Here is a 15,894-nt window from a genome sequence, read left to right as displayed (position 1 = left end):
TACTTGCTTCTAAGAGTTAAAAAAAGTAAGATAAACAAAATACTCACTCAAGAAGGAGCTGGATGAATGTCAGAAATAAAAACAAATCATCAGACCTTAGCAGAAATTACAGCTGATCGAATTTTCGATTACATTATCAAAAACAACTATGAAGTTGGCAGTAAACTGCCAAATGAATTTATCTTAGCCAAGGAATTAGAGGTTGGTCGTAGTACTTTACGAGAAGCGATTAAAGGTTTAGCTTCACAGGATGTAATTGAAGTGAAACATGGGTCTGGGACCTATGTAAAAAATTTAGTTTCTATGCAAGAAGATCCCTTTGGCTTTAGTAAAGTAGAAGATACACTGAAGTTAACCAAAGATTTATTTGAGATGCGTTTTTTAATTGAACCGAGAATGGCTTCTTTAGCGGCGATTAATGCAACTGAAACAGAAATCTCAGTGATTAATCAAATTGTAAAAGCAATCGAAAAAGAAATTGAGCGCGATGATGCGATGCATTTTCATTTAGATATTCAATTACACAGTGCCATTGCAGAAGCAAGTCGTAATATTGCCATGCAACATTTGCTGCCAATTATTATCGAGTCGATTCAACTGTATAATGATTATTTTACAAGTAAAGAAACCAAAATAGCGACAATTAAATCACATCGCGAAATTGCACTAGCGATTAAAAATCGAGATAGTTGGGCGGCCTATGATGCGATGGCAGTACATATTTCTCAAAATAGATCTGTATTAAATCAAGTTCATTTAGAAAAGAATGATGATTGAGACGGATTGAATAAATCTTTCCAATTCTTCCCACGTATGTTTACTATTTGAACGCATAAAAACTCCCCCAAAAGTAGTTTTACTTTTTCAGCGTCTACTTTAGGGGGAGCATATCAGTGAATCATGCTGGCTTTTTTGTTTCTTTGTCAAATATGATTGATGAATAAAATTAAATACAAAGATATGAATTTATTCTGAAAGGGTATGCTAAAATAGCTATGATGCTTCTTCAGCTTGTTTTAATCTGTCAAGAATTGATAGAGCTATTGAATTAAAAGTGGTCTCAGAAGTCATATTAGAAGGGAGTGATTGATCAATTAGAGTGAAGAAGCGTTATTTTAATAATTATCAATTCTTAAAAAAATCATTTTGTTGTTACTGAATGCACAAAGACATCTGATGTATTCCCTTTTGCATTTGAAGTTTATTAAAGGTGAATGTTAAGGGAAATTTAGTTAAAAAACACAAATATAGAATTATGTAAAGGTTTTACTTGACATTGGGATACTGAAATAAGATAATGAAGTCATCAGATGACTTGTGTCGTATTTTGTAACATAAATATAATAGGAGGCTAATAATTGTGTTAGAAACAATGAAAGTAAATTATATTTTTGCTGTCATTAGAGGGAAAGACGAAGAAGATGGCTACCAAATTTCAAAAGGCGCTATCAAAGGTGGAATTAAGAATATTGAAGTAGCATACACAACTCCAAATGCAACACAAGTTATTAAACGACTTGTAGAAGAATTTGCTGATGACAAGAGTGTTGTGATTGGTGCTGGGACAGTGATGGACGCACAAATGGCAACGAATTCAATTGATGCAGGTGCTAAATTTGTAGTTAGTCCCCACTATTCTCAAGAAGTGATGGATGTTGCTAAAGCTAATAATGTTTATTATTTACCAGGTTGTGGAACTGTAACGGAAATTGTTAATGCCGTTAATCAAGGTGCTCCGATCGTTAAATTATTCCCTGGTGGTTTGTTTGGACCTGGCTTTATCAAAGATATACATGGGCCACTACCAGAAATTGATTTAATGCCTTCAGGTGGTGTATCTCTTGAAAATATTCGTGAATGGCGTGATAAAGGTGCAGTAGCAGTTGGAGTAGGGAGTGCATTAAGCAAAACTGTTTCTGAAAAGGGCTATGATGGTGTGGCGGAAGAAGCGCAAAAATTCGTTCAAGCATTACAGGGGTAATGAAGAATGACTTTTATAGATAAAAACTTTTTGCTGACTAATGAACCGGCAAAAGAACTTTATCCTTATGCTGCGAAAATGCCAATTTTTGATTATCACTGTCATTTAATTCCAAAAGAAATCTATGAGAATAAACCATTTGATAATATCGTATCAGTTTGGTTAGGTGGCGATCATTATAAGTGGCGTTTAATGCGGGCAAACGGTATTCCAGAGCGTTTGGTGACTGGTGATGGTGAGTCTAAAGAAAAGTTTGAAGCTTGGGCTAAAACATTAAGTAAAGCTTTTGGGAATGCATTGTATCATTGGAGTCATTTGGAAATGTAACAAATTTTTGGAATCGATGAAGCTTTAACGATGGATACTTGGGAAGAACTTTATGATGAAATGAATCGTCAAATAAATGAACGCCAATTAAGTCCAAGAGATTTAATTGAAGCTGCGAATGTTAAATTTATTGGTACAACCGATCATCCTTTAGATAGTTTGGAATGGCATAAAAAAATGGCAGAGGATGAGTCAATCTCGTTTGTAGTCGCACCATCCTTTAGACATGATGAAGCTTTTATATCACATGCTAATTTTGCTAGTTTTGTAGAACGCTTAATGGAAGTGACTGGAAGAGATGTTCACGATTTTGCTAGCTTTATTGACGCTATGGGAGATAGAATCCGTTATTTTTGCGAAAATGGTTGTCGTGCTTCAGACCACAGTGTAAGTGAAATTGTTTATGTGCCTGCTGATACTACTGAATTGGATGAGATATTTAGTAAAGCGATGAGAAGAGAAGTTTTAAATCAAAAGGAAATCGATGCTTGGCAAACTGAACTGTTAGCAGAACTGGCTGGTTTATATAAAGAAAATGATATGGTAGCTCAAATTCACTTTGAGCTCGTCGAAATACGAATAGTAAAAAGTTCAATCGTGTGGGTTCTGATGCAGGCTTTGATTCTATTGGCGACCAGAAGGATTTGGCAGCCCATTTAAATCAATTTTTGGATTACTTAAACACCAATGGAAAATTACCAAAGATGATTTTCTATAATTTAAATCCAGCTTATAACCGCTTGGTTGCTAATGCCTTGCAAAATTTCCAAGCAAACGAAGAGAGGATAGAAAATAGATTGCAATTTGGTGCTGCATGGTGGTTTGGTGATACAGAATCCGGAATGTTAGATCAAATGCAAAAGTTGAGTGAAGAAGACTTACTTGCAAATTTCTTAGGCATGTTAACCGATTCCCGTTCGTTTTTATCCTATCAACGCCATGATTATTTCCGTCGTATTTTAGCCAATATGATTGGGCAATGGGTTGTTGATGGCAAAGTTCCTAATGATAAAGCATTGTTAGGTAAATTAATGGAAGATATCGCATTTAATAATGCAAATAAATATTTTGGAGGAATTGTATAATGGAAATGACGTTTAGATGGTATGGACATGATGACCCAGTTACTTTAGAAAATATTCGCCAAATTCCTGGTATGCGTGGTATTGTTTCTGCAATCTATGATATCCCTGTTGGTGAGGCGTGGTCAAGAGAACGTATTCGTCAGTTGAAAGATGATATTGAAAGTAAAGGGCTAAAATTATCAGTTATCGAGAGTGTTCCGGTTCACGAAGATATTAAACTAGGTAAACCTAGTCGCGATCGTTTGATTGAAAATTATGCTGAAACTATTCGTAACTTAGGTGCTGAAGGTGTTAATGTTGTATGTTATAACTTCATGCCTGTATTTGACTGGACACGTACAGACTTAGCTTTTGAATTACCAGATGGCTCAAATGCACTAATTTTTGATGAAGAAGTTGCTGCTAAAATGGATCCTGTAACAGGTGAACTATCGCTTCCAGGTTGGGATTCATCTTATACAAAAGAAGAAATGAAAAATATTATGGATGAGTATGCCCAAATTGATAAAGAGCAATTATGGGATAACTTGAAATATTTCATTGACCGTGTAATTCCGGTAGCTGAAGAAGCAGATGTGAAAATGGCAATTCACCCAGATGATCCTCCTTACGATATCTTTGGATTACCAAGAATTATCACGGGACAAGAATCGGTTGAACGTTTCTTAGACTTATACGATAGTCCAAATAATGGTGTGACATTATGTGTTGGCTCATACGCATCTGATCCTGCTAACGATACAATTGCTATTTTACGTTATGCACTTGGAAGAGAACGTGTAAACTTTATGCATGCACGTAATATTTTATTAACCGGTGAAGGAAAGTCATTCCAAGAGAGTGCACACCCATCAGAATATGGTTCAATCGATATGTACGAAGTAGTCAAAGCACTTGTTGATCATGATTGGGATGGACCAATCCGTCCAGACCACGGTCGTATGATTTGGGGCGAGACAGGTCGTGCTGGTTATGGATTATTTGACCGCGCGTTAGGAGCAACTTATTTACACGGATTGCATGAAGCTATTACGAAAGAAAATAAATAATTACGAAATTATATAGGAGGAATTCCATGACTCAACCTTTTGATTTTACCGATAAAGTTGTTGTCGTAACTGGAGCTGGTGGCGTTATTTGTGGGGAATTAGCAAGAGAATTTGCTAAAAAAGGTGCTAAAGTAGCCCTGCTAGATTTAAATAAAGATGCAGCTCAAAAATATGTTGATGAAATTGAAGCGTTAGGTGGTACAGCTAAAGCTTATGCAACAAACGTTCTAGATAAAGCTGTTTTAGAATCTGTTAGAGAAGAAGTATTTGCTGACTTTGGTCCAACTGATATTTTAATTAATGGTGCAGGTGGAAACAACCCGCGTGCAACAACAGATAATGAATTCCATGAGTTAGATTTAGCAGAAGACACAAAAACATTCTTTGATTTAGATGAAAAAGGAATTGAGTTTGTATTTAACTTAAACTACTTAGGAACATTATTACCTACACAAGTTTTTGCAAAAGATATGGTTGGTCGTGAAGGTGCTAATATTATTAATATTTCATCAATGAACGCATTCACACCATTAACTAAAATTCCTGCTTATTCAGGTGCTAAGTCAGCAGTAAGTAACTTTACGCAATGGTTAGCGGTTCACTTCTCTCACGTAGGAATTCGTTGTAATGCGATCGCGCCTGGTTTCTTAGTAACCAATCAAAACCGTGATTTATTATTTGCTCAAGATGGAACACCAACTGCACGTGCGGAAAAAATCTTACGTAACACCCCTCAAGGCCGTTTTGGAGAATCAGAAGAGTTAGTCGGTGGCGTCTTCTTCTTTGCTGATTCTAATCTTTCAAGTTTTGTTAACGGTGTTGTTATGCCAATTGACGGTGGATTCGCTGCTTATTCAGGTGTTTAAAAATTATTTATTCAAGACAAGAAGCTATTTCGTTTCTTGTCTTTTTTAGAATAAAGATCAATTACTTTATCTAATACAATTGTTGATATGTTTTGTTAAATATTTATGATAAAATAAAGCTGTATGTAATGTTACTCTCGCCAAACGGAAAAAACTAAGTCAACTGTCTATCTAAGAGTTAGTGGATTCTATCGCTAACAAGCAACCATTCGTCCTATTACTTTTAATGTATGTTGTTCATTAATTATTGGAGGTTTTAGAAGTATGAAAAAAAGCTTAGGTACATTTCTATCGTTAGTATTGGCATCTGGGACATTGGCTTCTTATCAAAGTGTTAGCGCACAAGTTAAGCCAGAGGCTTTATTTCCATTTCCAAATATAGAATTAACAAAAGTTCTTGAAGGTCGAGATTTAGAAAAAGATGAGTTTGAGTTTGAATTAACTTTAGTAGCCTATGGTACAGCCGATATGCCAGATCCTATTCCGTTAACTACAGTTATGAATGATGAAGAAGGAAATATCTTGTTTGATTTCTCAGAACTTGAAACGGATTTAGTTGAACATTTAGAAGATGTTGAGTTAGCTGAAGAAGATGTTGTTGAGTTTGAAGTTCGTGAAATCGCAGGTGAAGATGATACGGTTGTATACGATGATCAAGTTATCAATATCGAATTCAAAATTCCAGAAGGGGATTTAGAAGCTTTAACGGATAAAGATTGGGAAGAATTCACAACCGTTTCATCTGAAGAATTTGTGAATGAATTATCTGACGATGCTGTTGTACCGCCTGTAGAATCCGTTGATGAATCCGAAAGTGAGTCGGAATCTGTGGACGAGTCTGAGAGTGAGTCAGAAGCAGAATCTGAAAGCTCGGAAGAATCCGAAAGTGAATCAGAATCCGAAGCAGAATCTGAAAGTGAATCAGAGTCAGAAGCAGAATCTGAAAGCTCGGAAGAATCCGAAAGTGAATCAGAATCCGAAGCAGAATCTGAAAGTGAATCAGAGTCAGAAGCAGAATCTGAAAGCTCAGAAGAATCCGAAAGTGAATCAGAATCAGAAGGCGAATCCGAGAGTGAATCCGAGTCAGAAGCGGAATCCGAAAGTGAGCCAGAGTCAGAAGTAGAATCTGAAAGTGAATCGGAATCTGAAGCAGAATCCGAAAGTGAATCAGAGTCAGAAGAGGAATCTGAAAGTGAGTTAGAGTCCGAAGAAGAATCAGAGAGTGCAGAGGAATCAGAAGACGAGTCTGAAAGCGAAGAAGAATCCGTAGACGAATCCGAAAGTGCCGAAGAATCCGAAGAAACATCGGAAAGTGAATCTGACTCTGAAGAGGCGTCTGAAAGCGAAGAGGAATCCGAAGAAGTTTCAGAGAGCGCAGAAGAGTCTGAAGAAGCAGAATCTGAGAGTGAATCAGAGTCAGAAGCCGAGTCTGAGAGTGAGTCAGAATCAGAAGCCGAATCTGAAAGTGCTGAGGAATCTGAGGTAGAATCCGAGAGTGAGTCAGAGTCAGAAACTGAGTCCGAGAGTGAATCAGAATCAGAAGAGGAATCTGAAAGTGAGTTAGAGTCCGAAGAAGAATCCGAGAGTGAATCAGAGTCTGAAGCAGAATCTGAAAGCACCGAAGAATCCGAATCGGAATCTGAAGAAGAATCCGAGAGCGCAGACGAATCAGAAGAAGAGTCTGAAACTGAATCCGAAGAGGAATCCGAAAGCGAAGTAGCTTCTGAAGAAGAATCTTCAAGTGCATCTGCTTCTGTTTCGGTATCTGTAAGTGAAACAACTGAAGAAAACTTACCAGAAACAGGTGAAGAAAATAATACATGGTTATATGTATTAGGCGTTGCTTTGTTAGCTGCTGGTGGTTGGTTAATCTACAGAAGAAGAAAATAAGCTAAATTATTAATTTAATAAGCATAAGCATTGAGTATCTATTTAATGCCTATGCTTTTTTTATTTATTAAATATCCCTGCAGATGCTCTTAATTAGACGTAAATCCATCTCCCAACCGTCTATTCCCCATCTAAATTGTACTGCACCCCAAACAATCAACAATTTTCGATTTATTTATTTTCCCAGTAACACTTCCCCCAACTATTCAACCAATCCTTTCATTGTTATACTACTTTTATAATATATTTAAGGAGAAATATAAATTGATGCGTGATTTTACTTATCAAGACACTTTAAGAGCCAGTTACTTAGGCTATGTAACGCAAGCTATTGTTAATAATTTCGCCCCGCTATTATTTTTGATTTTTCAAGATCAGTTTAATGTTCCCTTGGAACAAATTACATTATTAATTACAATAAACTTTTTAGTTCAATTAGTGGTTGATTTTTTAGCGATTTATTTTGTAGACCGTATTGGATACAAAACTTCTATTGTTGCTGCACAAATTTTTGCAGCGATTGGTTTGGCATCTTTAGCTATTTTACCTCCATTATTCGAAGAAGGAATTTATGGGCTTGTTATAGCAGTGGTACTATATGCTATTGGAGGGGGTTTATTAGAAGTTTTAGTTAGTCCGATTGTTGAAGCGACACCTACAGAAAACAAAGCAGGGAATATGAGTTTACTGCATTCATTTTATTGTTGGGGTACCATGGCCGTTATTATTATTTCAACATTATTTTTATATGTATTTGGTGAAAACCATTGGCCAATAATGGCGGTTATCTGGTCTGTTTTTGCTTTGCTAAATGGATTTTACTATTATAATGTACCGATTAATGTATTGGTCGAAGAAGATAATCGTCTATCTTTTTCAAAACTTGTCACTTTTAAATCTTTTTGGTTGTTTTGTATTTTAATGTTAACTGCAGGAGCCTCTGAACATGCAGTCATGCAGTGGGCTTCTACATTTGCAGAAAGTGGTCTAGGAATTAGTAAAGCGCTAGGCGACTTATTTGGTCCGACGATGTTTGCATTATTTATGGGAATTGCCCGTTTACTGTATGCCAAGTATAGTGACCGCATTGATATCACCTTCGCCATGATTTGGAGCGCTAGCTTATGTGTGCTTGCTTATCTGTTGATTGTTTTTGCACCACATCCTTCAATTGCGCTACTCGCTTGTGCTTTGACAGGATTTTCCGTTGGGATTTTATGGCCGGGAGTTTTTTCAATGGCGTCGATCCCATTTAGGCAGGCTGGCACGACCATTTTTGCTATTCTTGCCCTATTTGGAGATTTAGGTGCTTCAGCTGGCCCTACACTTGTTGGTTTTGTTTCTTCTTATTACAATAACCAATTAAAATATGGGTTTTTAGTTGCAAGCATCATTCCGCTAACGCTCGCTATATTGAGCGTTATTTATTATAGAAGAAAGACCGCCTAACACCCTATAAATAAATAATTAATATATTATCTAAAAAAATTACAACTAATACTTAAAATTTCATGATTATTTCTGAATCCGTTTACGTTACAATATAAGATAGAAGCTTTTTCGCTAGACCTTTTAAGGTAGAGAAAAAATTTATTTGAAGGTGGGATTAGTTTGACAAAGAAAAAAGGCCGTGTGACGTTACCAAGTGAAAATAATTTTTTATATGAAACAAAAGAATTATTAGAGCGATGGGGTGCCGATGCCATTCGGGATTCTGATGGAACGAAGTTAGATGAAGATGTTAAAGATTTAGATGCAAAAATTTATACAACTTATTTTGTTGCACGAAATCATAATGATTTTATCGAAGAACACATGGAAGAAGTACAACAATTATACTTAATGTCACAGTTTAATACAGCGACATCAAGTGAACTAACCATTGATTTTATGCAAGGTTATTTTACCGAGCAGATAAAACCCGATTATATTCATGATCCAAAAGAATGGTGGGAAGTGATTGATCGAACAACCGCAACTGTCGTTGATCCTAAAGATTGGGAAGTCAACCAAGAAAATGATACGGTAACCATTCATAATGCGGTTGCTTTCCATGAATATACGGTTTCTTTCCTAGTATATAAAATATGGGATCCGACCCAAATGTATAACCATATTACAAATAACTGGGGTGACTCGGTTGCGCATGATATTCCTTTTGATGTGCGTCAACCACACTCCAATAAATTTATGGAAGATACGCTAAGAGAATTTTGTGAAAATAACCCTAAAACAGATGTGGTTCGTTTTACAACCTTCTTCTATCACTTTACTCTAGTTTTTAATGATTTAGCCAAAGAAAAATTTGTTGATTGGTTTGGTTACGGTGCGTCTGTTTCACCTGCAGCTTTAATTGCTTTTGAAAAAGAAAAAGGTTACCGTCTACGTCCAGAAGATATTGTCGATCAAGGTTATTACAATACTGCTTTTCGTGTGCCGACAAAAGCCTATCTAGACTATGTTGATTTTATTAGTAAGTTTGTGGCTCAAGAAGCTAAGAAACTTGTCGATATTGTCCATGAATATGGAAAAGAAGCCATGATGTTCTTAGGTGATAACTGGATTGGGACAGAACCTTATGGAAAATACTTCCATGAAATTGGTTTAGATGCGGTTGTTGGTTCAGTTGGTGGCGGGGCTACATTAAGAATGATTGCAGATATTCCTCATGTGAAGTATACCGAAGGACGTTTTCTACCTTACTTTTTCCCAGATACCTTTTATGAAGGCAATGATCCAACGATCGAAGCCATTGAAAATTGGACAACTGCTCGACGCGCTATTATGCGAAATCCGGTTGATAGAATTGGTTATGGTGGTTATTTAAGTTTGGCATATAAATTCCCTAAATTTGTTGATTATATTGAACAAGTAACCGAAGAGTATCGAACCATATACGATATTGTCAAAGGAACAAAAGCTTATACCGGCTTAAAAGTCGCTATTTTAAACGCTTGGGGTAAGCTGCGTACATGGCAAACACATATGGTAGCTCATGCCTTGCCATACAAACAAATTTATTCTTATCTAGGGACTTTAGAAATTTTAAGTGGGGCTGCCGTTGATGTAGAATTTATTAGTTTTGATGATGTCATCCAAGAGGGAATTCCATCTGATATTGATGTCATTATTAATGCAGGAGATGCAGATACAGCCTTTTCTGGCGGGGAACATTGGAAAAATCCAGCTTTAGTCGCTGCTATTCGACAATTTGTTTATGAAGGCGGTGGCTTTGTCGGCGTAGGTGATCCGTCAGCTTATCAACATCAAGGCCGTTATTTCCAATTAGCGGATGTGCTTGGTGTAGATAAGGAACGGGGTTTTGCTTTATCAACGGATAAATATTTCACACAAGCGGTTGAAACCCACTTTATTACCGAAGATATTAACAATCCAAATGACATTGACTTTGGTGAGTCCATGCAAAATGTTTATGCCTTGAATGAAAAAACAGAAATTATCGAGTATTCAAATGGGGAAATTCATTTATCAGCCCATCCTTATGGTAAAGGTAGAGGTATTTATTTAGCGGGGATTCCTTATTCTGCTGAAAATAGTCGTCTGCTGATGCGTGCTTTATATTATGCTACAGGTAAGGAAGCGGATTTTAATACATGGCAAAGTTCTAATATTAATGTTGAGGTCCATGTTTATCCAGAAAAAGAGCTTTATGCTTTAGTAAATAATACGAATGAACGTCAAGAAACCACTATTTTTGATGGTGATCAAAATGCGCAACAAGTGACCTTGGCAGCAAATGAAATTCGTTGGGAAAAAATTTAAGGAAAGGTTGATTAAATGATGAATGATCAAGCGGTTGTGGCGATTGGTGTGGATATTGGTGGCACAAAAATTGCTGCTGCCTTAATTGATACCTTGGGAAATATTTCTCATCGACAACATCAACCAACACCAACCACTTCAGCAGAAATATTATTAGAGACTGTCGCTGACATGATCCAAGCGATTTTAAAGGATGCCCAATTAAATTTAGCTGATATTACAGGGATTGGCTTAGGAGTACCAGGTAAAGTGGATGCAGAGAACGGTCTTGCGATATATCAAAATAATTTGCCGTGGGCGAATTTCCCTGTAGTTGAAAAATTACAAGCCATCTTCCCAAATACTAAAATTGCGATTGATAATGATGTGAAAGTAGCCGCTTTAGCTGAATATCGCGATGCGGTCTTGAAGCAAGATGAGATATTTACTTATTTGACTATTTCAACGGGGATTGCTAGTACCACCTTGATTAATAACAAAATTTTACGAGGGGCAGGTTTTTCGGGCGAAGTCGGTTTTTTCCCGACGGGGCAAGCAGAACCTTTTAATACCCTTGAAAAATTAGCCGCTGGTCCAGGGATTCAACGCAAAGCTCGTTTAGACTATCAAAATGATACAATAACAACCGCAGAAGTATTTGCGGACTGGCAACAACAAACGGAACCTGGCTTTACAATTGTTGAATCATCGATTAAAGAGCTGGCTCAGGCCATTTATCATATGGTATGCTACTTGGATCCCACAGCCATAACTTTGGGCGGAAGTGTTGTGCTTAAAAACCCTCACTATTTAAATTCCTTAAATAAATATCTCCAGCAATGGTTGCACCCTGAACAAGAACATATTTTAGAGAGAATCGCTCTGTCTAAAATTGGAAGTGACAATGGGCTTCTTGGGTCCGCTTGGCTGGTGATTGATTAATTAATAGGATAATTCTAACATTTACTTAATTCTTCTCCCTCTTTTTCCTAAAAGAGGTAGAATTTGCTATAATAGAGCAAATGAAAATCAAATTAAGTGAGGTGACGGATGACGAAACAAGAGCGAAATAAGCCATTCTGGCTTAAATTTTTGATGATATTTATTTTGTTGGCTTTTATAGGAGAAACCAATGTTAACGCGCAGTTTTTAAGTAAGAGTAATATTGAGCAAGAACTTGAAAATCCGGCATCAGAAGCGAATTTACCACAGAATGAATTAGAGTATCTTGTGAGTAAATTAAGGAAATTAAGTCAACTTGAGCATTACCGGATTGATTATATGTTAATGAATAATCGGAACAATAAACGTATGACTCATATCATTTGGTATGGCGATGCAGAGGAAAATGTTGAAGCGACTTTTAATTTTTATAATAGTAATTTTTATCCTGATCATTATCAATTAAATTTACTCGGCTACAATAATTTTGAATTGGCTTATACTGATCAATTTGCCTTCTTAGATTCCATGGCATTTTTTGATAAGCCCCATTTTTCTTTCGACTTTGATAAGCACATCAATCCATACTTAGACTATTATCTTGAAATAGATACCATTAATCGTAATAATCTGAGCGAACCTTTGTTGGAACAGTTGCTATTATTGCCTGATTTAGAACGGTTGCTTCAAATATCACCTGCAAAAGTTCACCGGATTAAAGATAATTATTTTATTAGTCTTGAACGTTTGGAAATTCCTGATTTGTTAATGCGTCGCAATGATTTGTTAAGGCAAGTCATTACGTCTTCTATTTCAATGAATCCGAGTACGGTTGATCCGGATGTGTTTGAAGTAAACTTAACGAATAGCATAGATTTGAATGTGCATAATCGTGGTTTAGATTTTGAATTGAATTACCAATCCATTCTAGCCGATGAATTATTGCCGAATTACTATAATGCAGAAGAGTATAATGCTATTAACCGCGTTAATTCAGAATTGTATGTTAAAACCTCAGATATTATCGATAAAATAACTAATGTTAGAATTGCCTATAACGATACGACGGGACGTTTTCATATTACACTTTTAGGTATTACAGAAAATTTTCAGTTGAATTTATTTACGTCCAATACAGCTAATTTCAAATCCTATGAGTTTCAAATCGATTTCAGTATTCAACCGACGGACAAAGAGGTTGTCAAATTAGATGATATCCAACGGATGAGTGAAAAAGAATTTAATTATATTATGACAGAATTAATTAATGCCAAATAAATAAAACCGAATTTTTAAATGACATTTTTCGTTAGTCATTTAGAAATTCGGTTTTTTGATTATTTCTCATCTAAATTTGCTTTTAAATAGTTAGCAGGTATGGCTTGTAGATGGCTAGCATCTAGGTCATGAATGGTAAATCGCATGCATAAGTTTGCAATGTCACTGGCTAGTAAATTAAAATCACTGTCGATCCACTCCGTTAGGATATTAAACACACAACCTAACATTGCACGCGTTGAATACCGTAATTGAATGTCGGTGATATGATCACAGAAAGTTTCATTTAAAATATCTAATAGGAAAGTATTATGGGTTGAGCGAATTAGCGTGATGATGACCTTATCATTGTATAAGTATTCAAAGAGAAAATTCCAAAAATTATAAAAATCACCTGTTACTAAGTATTTACCGCCTTTTTCAAAAACTTGCATAAAATATTGATCGAAGACTTCACGGTGTAAATGGTCTAAGGATTCATAATTACGGTAATAAGCCATCCGTGATACACCGGCTTCTTTAGTCAGTTGAGTCACACTTAAGTCTTCGATCGAATGATTTTTTAGTAACTTCAGCAAGGCAAGTTGTAATGCTTCTTTTGTTAATAAATTGGCTTCTTGATTGTAGGAATTCTTAACCAATTTAAACACTCCTTATCAAATAGATGTATCAAACTTTACGATTTTGTCACAGCCTCAAGTTTTTATTTGAATATCTTGAGTTTAGGTGTTACTATTGTAACACTGCATAAATAAAATGCAAGTAGACGACAAAAAGGAAGCTAAAAACATGCCCCAATTATATATCACGGATAAAACGAAAAACCAAATTGAACACGGAAGATATTTACTTAAAGAAGACAATTTTATGCATGAAAATAAGTTGAAGCAAGTCAGTGATGGTACGCAGATGGATTTATTTACCTCAGACCATACATTTGTTGCCAAAGCTTTATTCAGCCGTCAAAATAAAGGAATCGGCTGGGTATTTACGCGCGATGAAGCAGAACAATTTGACGAAGAATGGATTGAATCGAGTATACGGGCTGCCCTTTTACTACGTCAAGATCTATTTAATGAAATAAATACCACTGCCTTTCGTTTGATAAATGGTGAAGGTGATGGCCTGGCAGGCTTAACCGTAGATTGGTATGACCAGTATGTTCAATTCAATTGGTATTCAAAAGGGATTTATAGTTTTAGACAAGCTATATTGGATGAATTAATTCATCAATTACCTCATATCAAAGCTGTATATGAAACAAAACGTTTTAAAGTAGAAGCCGATGAAGAAGCAATCGAATTGACTTACGGTCAAGAAGCACCACAACCGCTTATCATTAAAGAAAATGCCGTCGAATATGCTGTCTATCTTGGATCTGATTGGATGACAGGGATTTTTCTTGATCAGCGCGAAGTGCGACAATATATTAAAACACAAAGTCAGTCTTTAAGAGTGTTGAATTTATTTTCGTATACGGCTGCATTTTCTGTTGCTGCAGCTGTCGGTGGAGCAGAACAAACCGTTAGTGTGGATGTTGCTAAACGTTCTTTAGAAAAATCGCAAGAACAATTTCAGCTAAATGGTATTGAAGCAGTCCAACCACAACATGAAATTCGTGTGATGGATGTGTTTGATTATATCCAATATGCTAAACGTCATGAGCTGCAATTTGATTTGATTGTCTGTGATCCTCCGAGCTTTGCCCGAACGAAAAAGACCCAATTTAAAGTTGAAAATGACTATAAAAATTTAGCTAAGGATTTATTTGCGCTGACGAAGCCAGGTGGTTTATGTATTTTAAGTACAAATCATAGTACATATTTTAAAAATAGTTTTCAACAAGATATTAATCGTGCCATTGAAGAAAATAAGATGAATATTCAATTGATACAACAATTTGGCTTGCCTGAGGATTTTCCAACAACAGCTGATTTGGAAAGTCAATATCTAAAAGTGTTTGTCTACTATCGTAATTAATAAATAATAATGAAGGGAGAAGATGACAATAGCTTACATTGAATTAAATGATGTAGTAAAAGAATACCGTAATGGCGAAGTTGTAACACGTGCTAATGATGGAATTAATTTTGAAATTGAAGAAGGTGAGTTTGTTGTTATTTTAGGCCCTTCAGGTGCTGGGAAATCAACCACTTTAAATATCATTGGCGGGATGGATCAAGCAACTTCCGGAGAAGTGATTTTAGATGGAGAAAATATTGCTGATTATAATGAAAAAGAATTAACCACTTTTAGAAGGAACTCCGTAGGATTTGTTTTCCAAAACTACAACTTAGTTCCTAATTTAACGGCTAGAGAAAATGTCGAATTAATGATTCAAATATCCAATAGTGGTGCTGATGCTGTAGAAGTTTTAGATTCTTGTGGGTTGTCAGAACGCTTAGATAACTTTCCGGCTCAATTATCAGGCGGTGAGCAGCAACGAGTGTCGATTGCAAGAGCAATTGCTGGAAAACCAAAGTTGCTTTTATGTGATGAGCCAACGGGAGCTCTAGACCAAGGTACAGGTCGACAAATTTTAGCTTTATTACAAAAGGAATGTAAAGAAAATAATACAACGGTTGTTGTTATCACCCATAATTCAAATATCGCGGAAATGGCTGATCGGGTCATTAATATTCGAAACGGAAAAGTAGGTTCGGTTGATATCCATGATACACCTAAAAAAGTAGATGAGATCTCATGGTAGAGAG

Annotated in this window: 12 protein-coding genes and 1 pseudogene; 12 read left to right on the top strand and 1 reads right to left on the bottom strand. The window is 36.0% G+C overall.

Annotated features, from left to right (window positions below):
• The first annotated feature begins 66 nt into the window (after positions 1-66).
• The 10 genes and pseudogenes from ACTQ54_RS08250 to ACTQ54_RS08205 all read left to right on the top strand — a co-directional run bounded on the left by ACTQ54_RS08250 (position 67) and on the right by ACTQ54_RS08205 (position 13,180).
• Entirely contained in the window at positions 67-777 is a 711-nt protein-coding gene (locus ACTQ54_RS08250; protein ID WP_441755856.1) for a FadR/GntR family transcriptional regulator, read from the top strand.
• 583 nt (positions 778-1,360) lie between these two features.
• Positions 1,361-1,981, top strand: coding sequence for a bifunctional 4-hydroxy-2-oxoglutarate aldolase/2-dehydro-3-deoxy-phosphogluconate aldolase (locus tag ACTQ54_RS08245; RefSeq protein ID WP_441755854.1), 621 nt, complete (start codon positions 1,361-1,363; stop codon positions 1,979-1,981).
• Between the two features lie 6 nt (positions 1,982-1,987).
• A pseudogene (gene uxaC / locus ACTQ54_RS08240) lies at positions 1,988-3,393 on the top strand (glucuronate isomerase).
• On the top strand, positions 3,393-4,442 hold the full coding sequence (gene uxuA / locus ACTQ54_RS08235; RefSeq protein ID WP_441755852.1) for a mannonate dehydratase: 1,050 nt from the start codon (positions 3,393-3,395) through the stop codon (positions 4,440-4,442). Before uxaC ends, uxuA begins: the two are co-directional and overlap by 1 nt.
• 26 nt (positions 4,443-4,468) lie before the next feature.
• A complete protein-coding gene (locus ACTQ54_RS08230; protein ID WP_441755850.1) occupies positions 4,469-5,308 on the top strand; it encodes an SDR family oxidoreductase in 840 nt (279 codons plus the stop codon).
• Positions 5,309-5,572: 264 nt separating this feature from the next.
• Entirely contained in the window at positions 5,573-7,198 is a 1,626-nt protein-coding gene (locus ACTQ54_RS08225) for an LPXTG cell wall anchor domain-containing protein (RefSeq protein WP_441755848.1), read from the top strand.
• A 267-nt stretch (positions 7,199-7,465) separates the two neighbouring features.
• On the top strand, positions 7,466-8,647 hold the full coding sequence (locus tag ACTQ54_RS08220; protein ID WP_441755846.1) for an MFS transporter: 1,182 nt from the start codon (positions 7,466-7,468) through the stop codon (positions 8,645-8,647).
• A gap of 162 nt (positions 8,648-8,809) precedes the next feature.
• Entirely contained in the window at positions 8,810-10,981 is a 2,172-nt protein-coding gene (gnpA, locus tag ACTQ54_RS08215; RefSeq protein ID WP_441755844.1) for a 1,3-beta-galactosyl-N-acetylhexosamine phosphorylase, read from the top strand.
• A 15-nt stretch (positions 10,982-10,996) separates the two neighbouring features.
• Entirely contained in the window at positions 10,997-11,902 is a 906-nt protein-coding gene (locus ACTQ54_RS08210; protein ID WP_441755843.1) for an ROK family protein, read from the top strand.
• A gap of 108 nt (positions 11,903-12,010) precedes the next feature.
• Positions 12,011-13,180: a hypothetical protein gene (locus tag ACTQ54_RS08205; RefSeq protein WP_441755841.1), complete on the top strand. Its 1,170-nt coding sequence runs from the start codon at positions 12,011-12,013 to the stop codon at positions 13,178-13,180.
• A 59-nt stretch (positions 13,181-13,239) separates the two neighbouring features.
• On the opposite strand, the gene ACTQ54_RS08200 is transcribed toward ACTQ54_RS08205, so the two are convergent.
• Complete coding sequence (locus tag ACTQ54_RS08200) at positions 13,240-13,821, bottom strand: TetR/AcrR family transcriptional regulator (RefSeq protein ID WP_441755839.1); 582 nt, start codon at positions 13,819-13,821, stop codon at positions 13,240-13,242.
• A gap of 148 nt (positions 13,822-13,969) precedes the next feature.
• On the opposite strand from ACTQ54_RS08200, the gene ACTQ54_RS08195 reads away from it, so the two are divergent.
• Together ACTQ54_RS08195 and ACTQ54_RS08190 are read left to right on the top strand one after the other, a co-directional pair.
• Positions 13,970-15,160: a class I SAM-dependent rRNA methyltransferase gene (locus tag ACTQ54_RS08195; protein ID WP_441755838.1), complete on the top strand. Its 1,191-nt coding sequence runs from the start codon at positions 13,970-13,972 to the stop codon at positions 15,158-15,160.
• A gap of 28 nt (positions 15,161-15,188) precedes the next feature.
• Positions 15,189-15,890: an ABC transporter ATP-binding protein gene (locus ACTQ54_RS08190; protein ID WP_441755921.1), complete on the top strand. Its 702-nt coding sequence runs from the start codon at positions 15,189-15,191 to the stop codon at positions 15,888-15,890.
• Positions 15,891-15,894 lie beyond the last annotated feature (4 nt).

Source organism: Fundicoccus sp. Sow4_H7 (assembly GCF_052115865.1).
In the GTDB taxonomy this organism is placed as follows: Bacteria; Bacillota; Bacilli; order Lactobacillales; family Aerococcaceae; genus Fundicoccus_A.
Note: the sequence above shows the minus strand (reverse complement) of the source record. Positions and strands in the feature narration are given on the sequence as shown.

Bases quoted from the DNA above. Each gene is read 5' to 3' on its own strand.
- ACTQ54_RS08250 (WP_441755856.1), top strand. From the start codon at position 67: ATGTCAGAAATAAAAACAAATCATCAGACCTTAGCAGAAATTACAGCT.
- uxuA (WP_441755852.1), top strand. From the start codon at position 3,393: ATGGAAATGACGTTTAGATGGTATGGACATGATGACCCAGTTACTTTA.
- ACTQ54_RS08230 (WP_441755850.1), top strand. From the start codon at position 4,469: ATGACTCAACCTTTTGATTTTACCGATAAAGTTGTTGTCGTAACTGGA.
- ACTQ54_RS08225 (WP_441755848.1), top strand. From the start codon at position 5,573: ATGAAAAAAAGCTTAGGTACATTTCTATCGTTAGTATTGGCATCTGGG.
- ACTQ54_RS08220 (WP_441755846.1), top strand. From the start codon at position 7,466: ATGCGTGATTTTACTTATCAAGACACTTTAAGAGCCAGTTACTTAGGC.
- ACTQ54_RS08210 (WP_441755843.1), top strand. From the start codon at position 10,997: ATGATGAATGATCAAGCGGTTGTGGCGATTGGTGTGGATATTGGTGGC.
- ACTQ54_RS08205 (WP_441755841.1), top strand. From the start codon at position 12,011: ATGACGAAACAAGAGCGAAATAAGCCATTCTGGCTTAAATTTTTGATG.
- ACTQ54_RS08195 (WP_441755838.1), top strand. From the start codon at position 13,970: ATGCCCCAATTATATATCACGGATAAAACGAAAAACCAAATTGAACAC.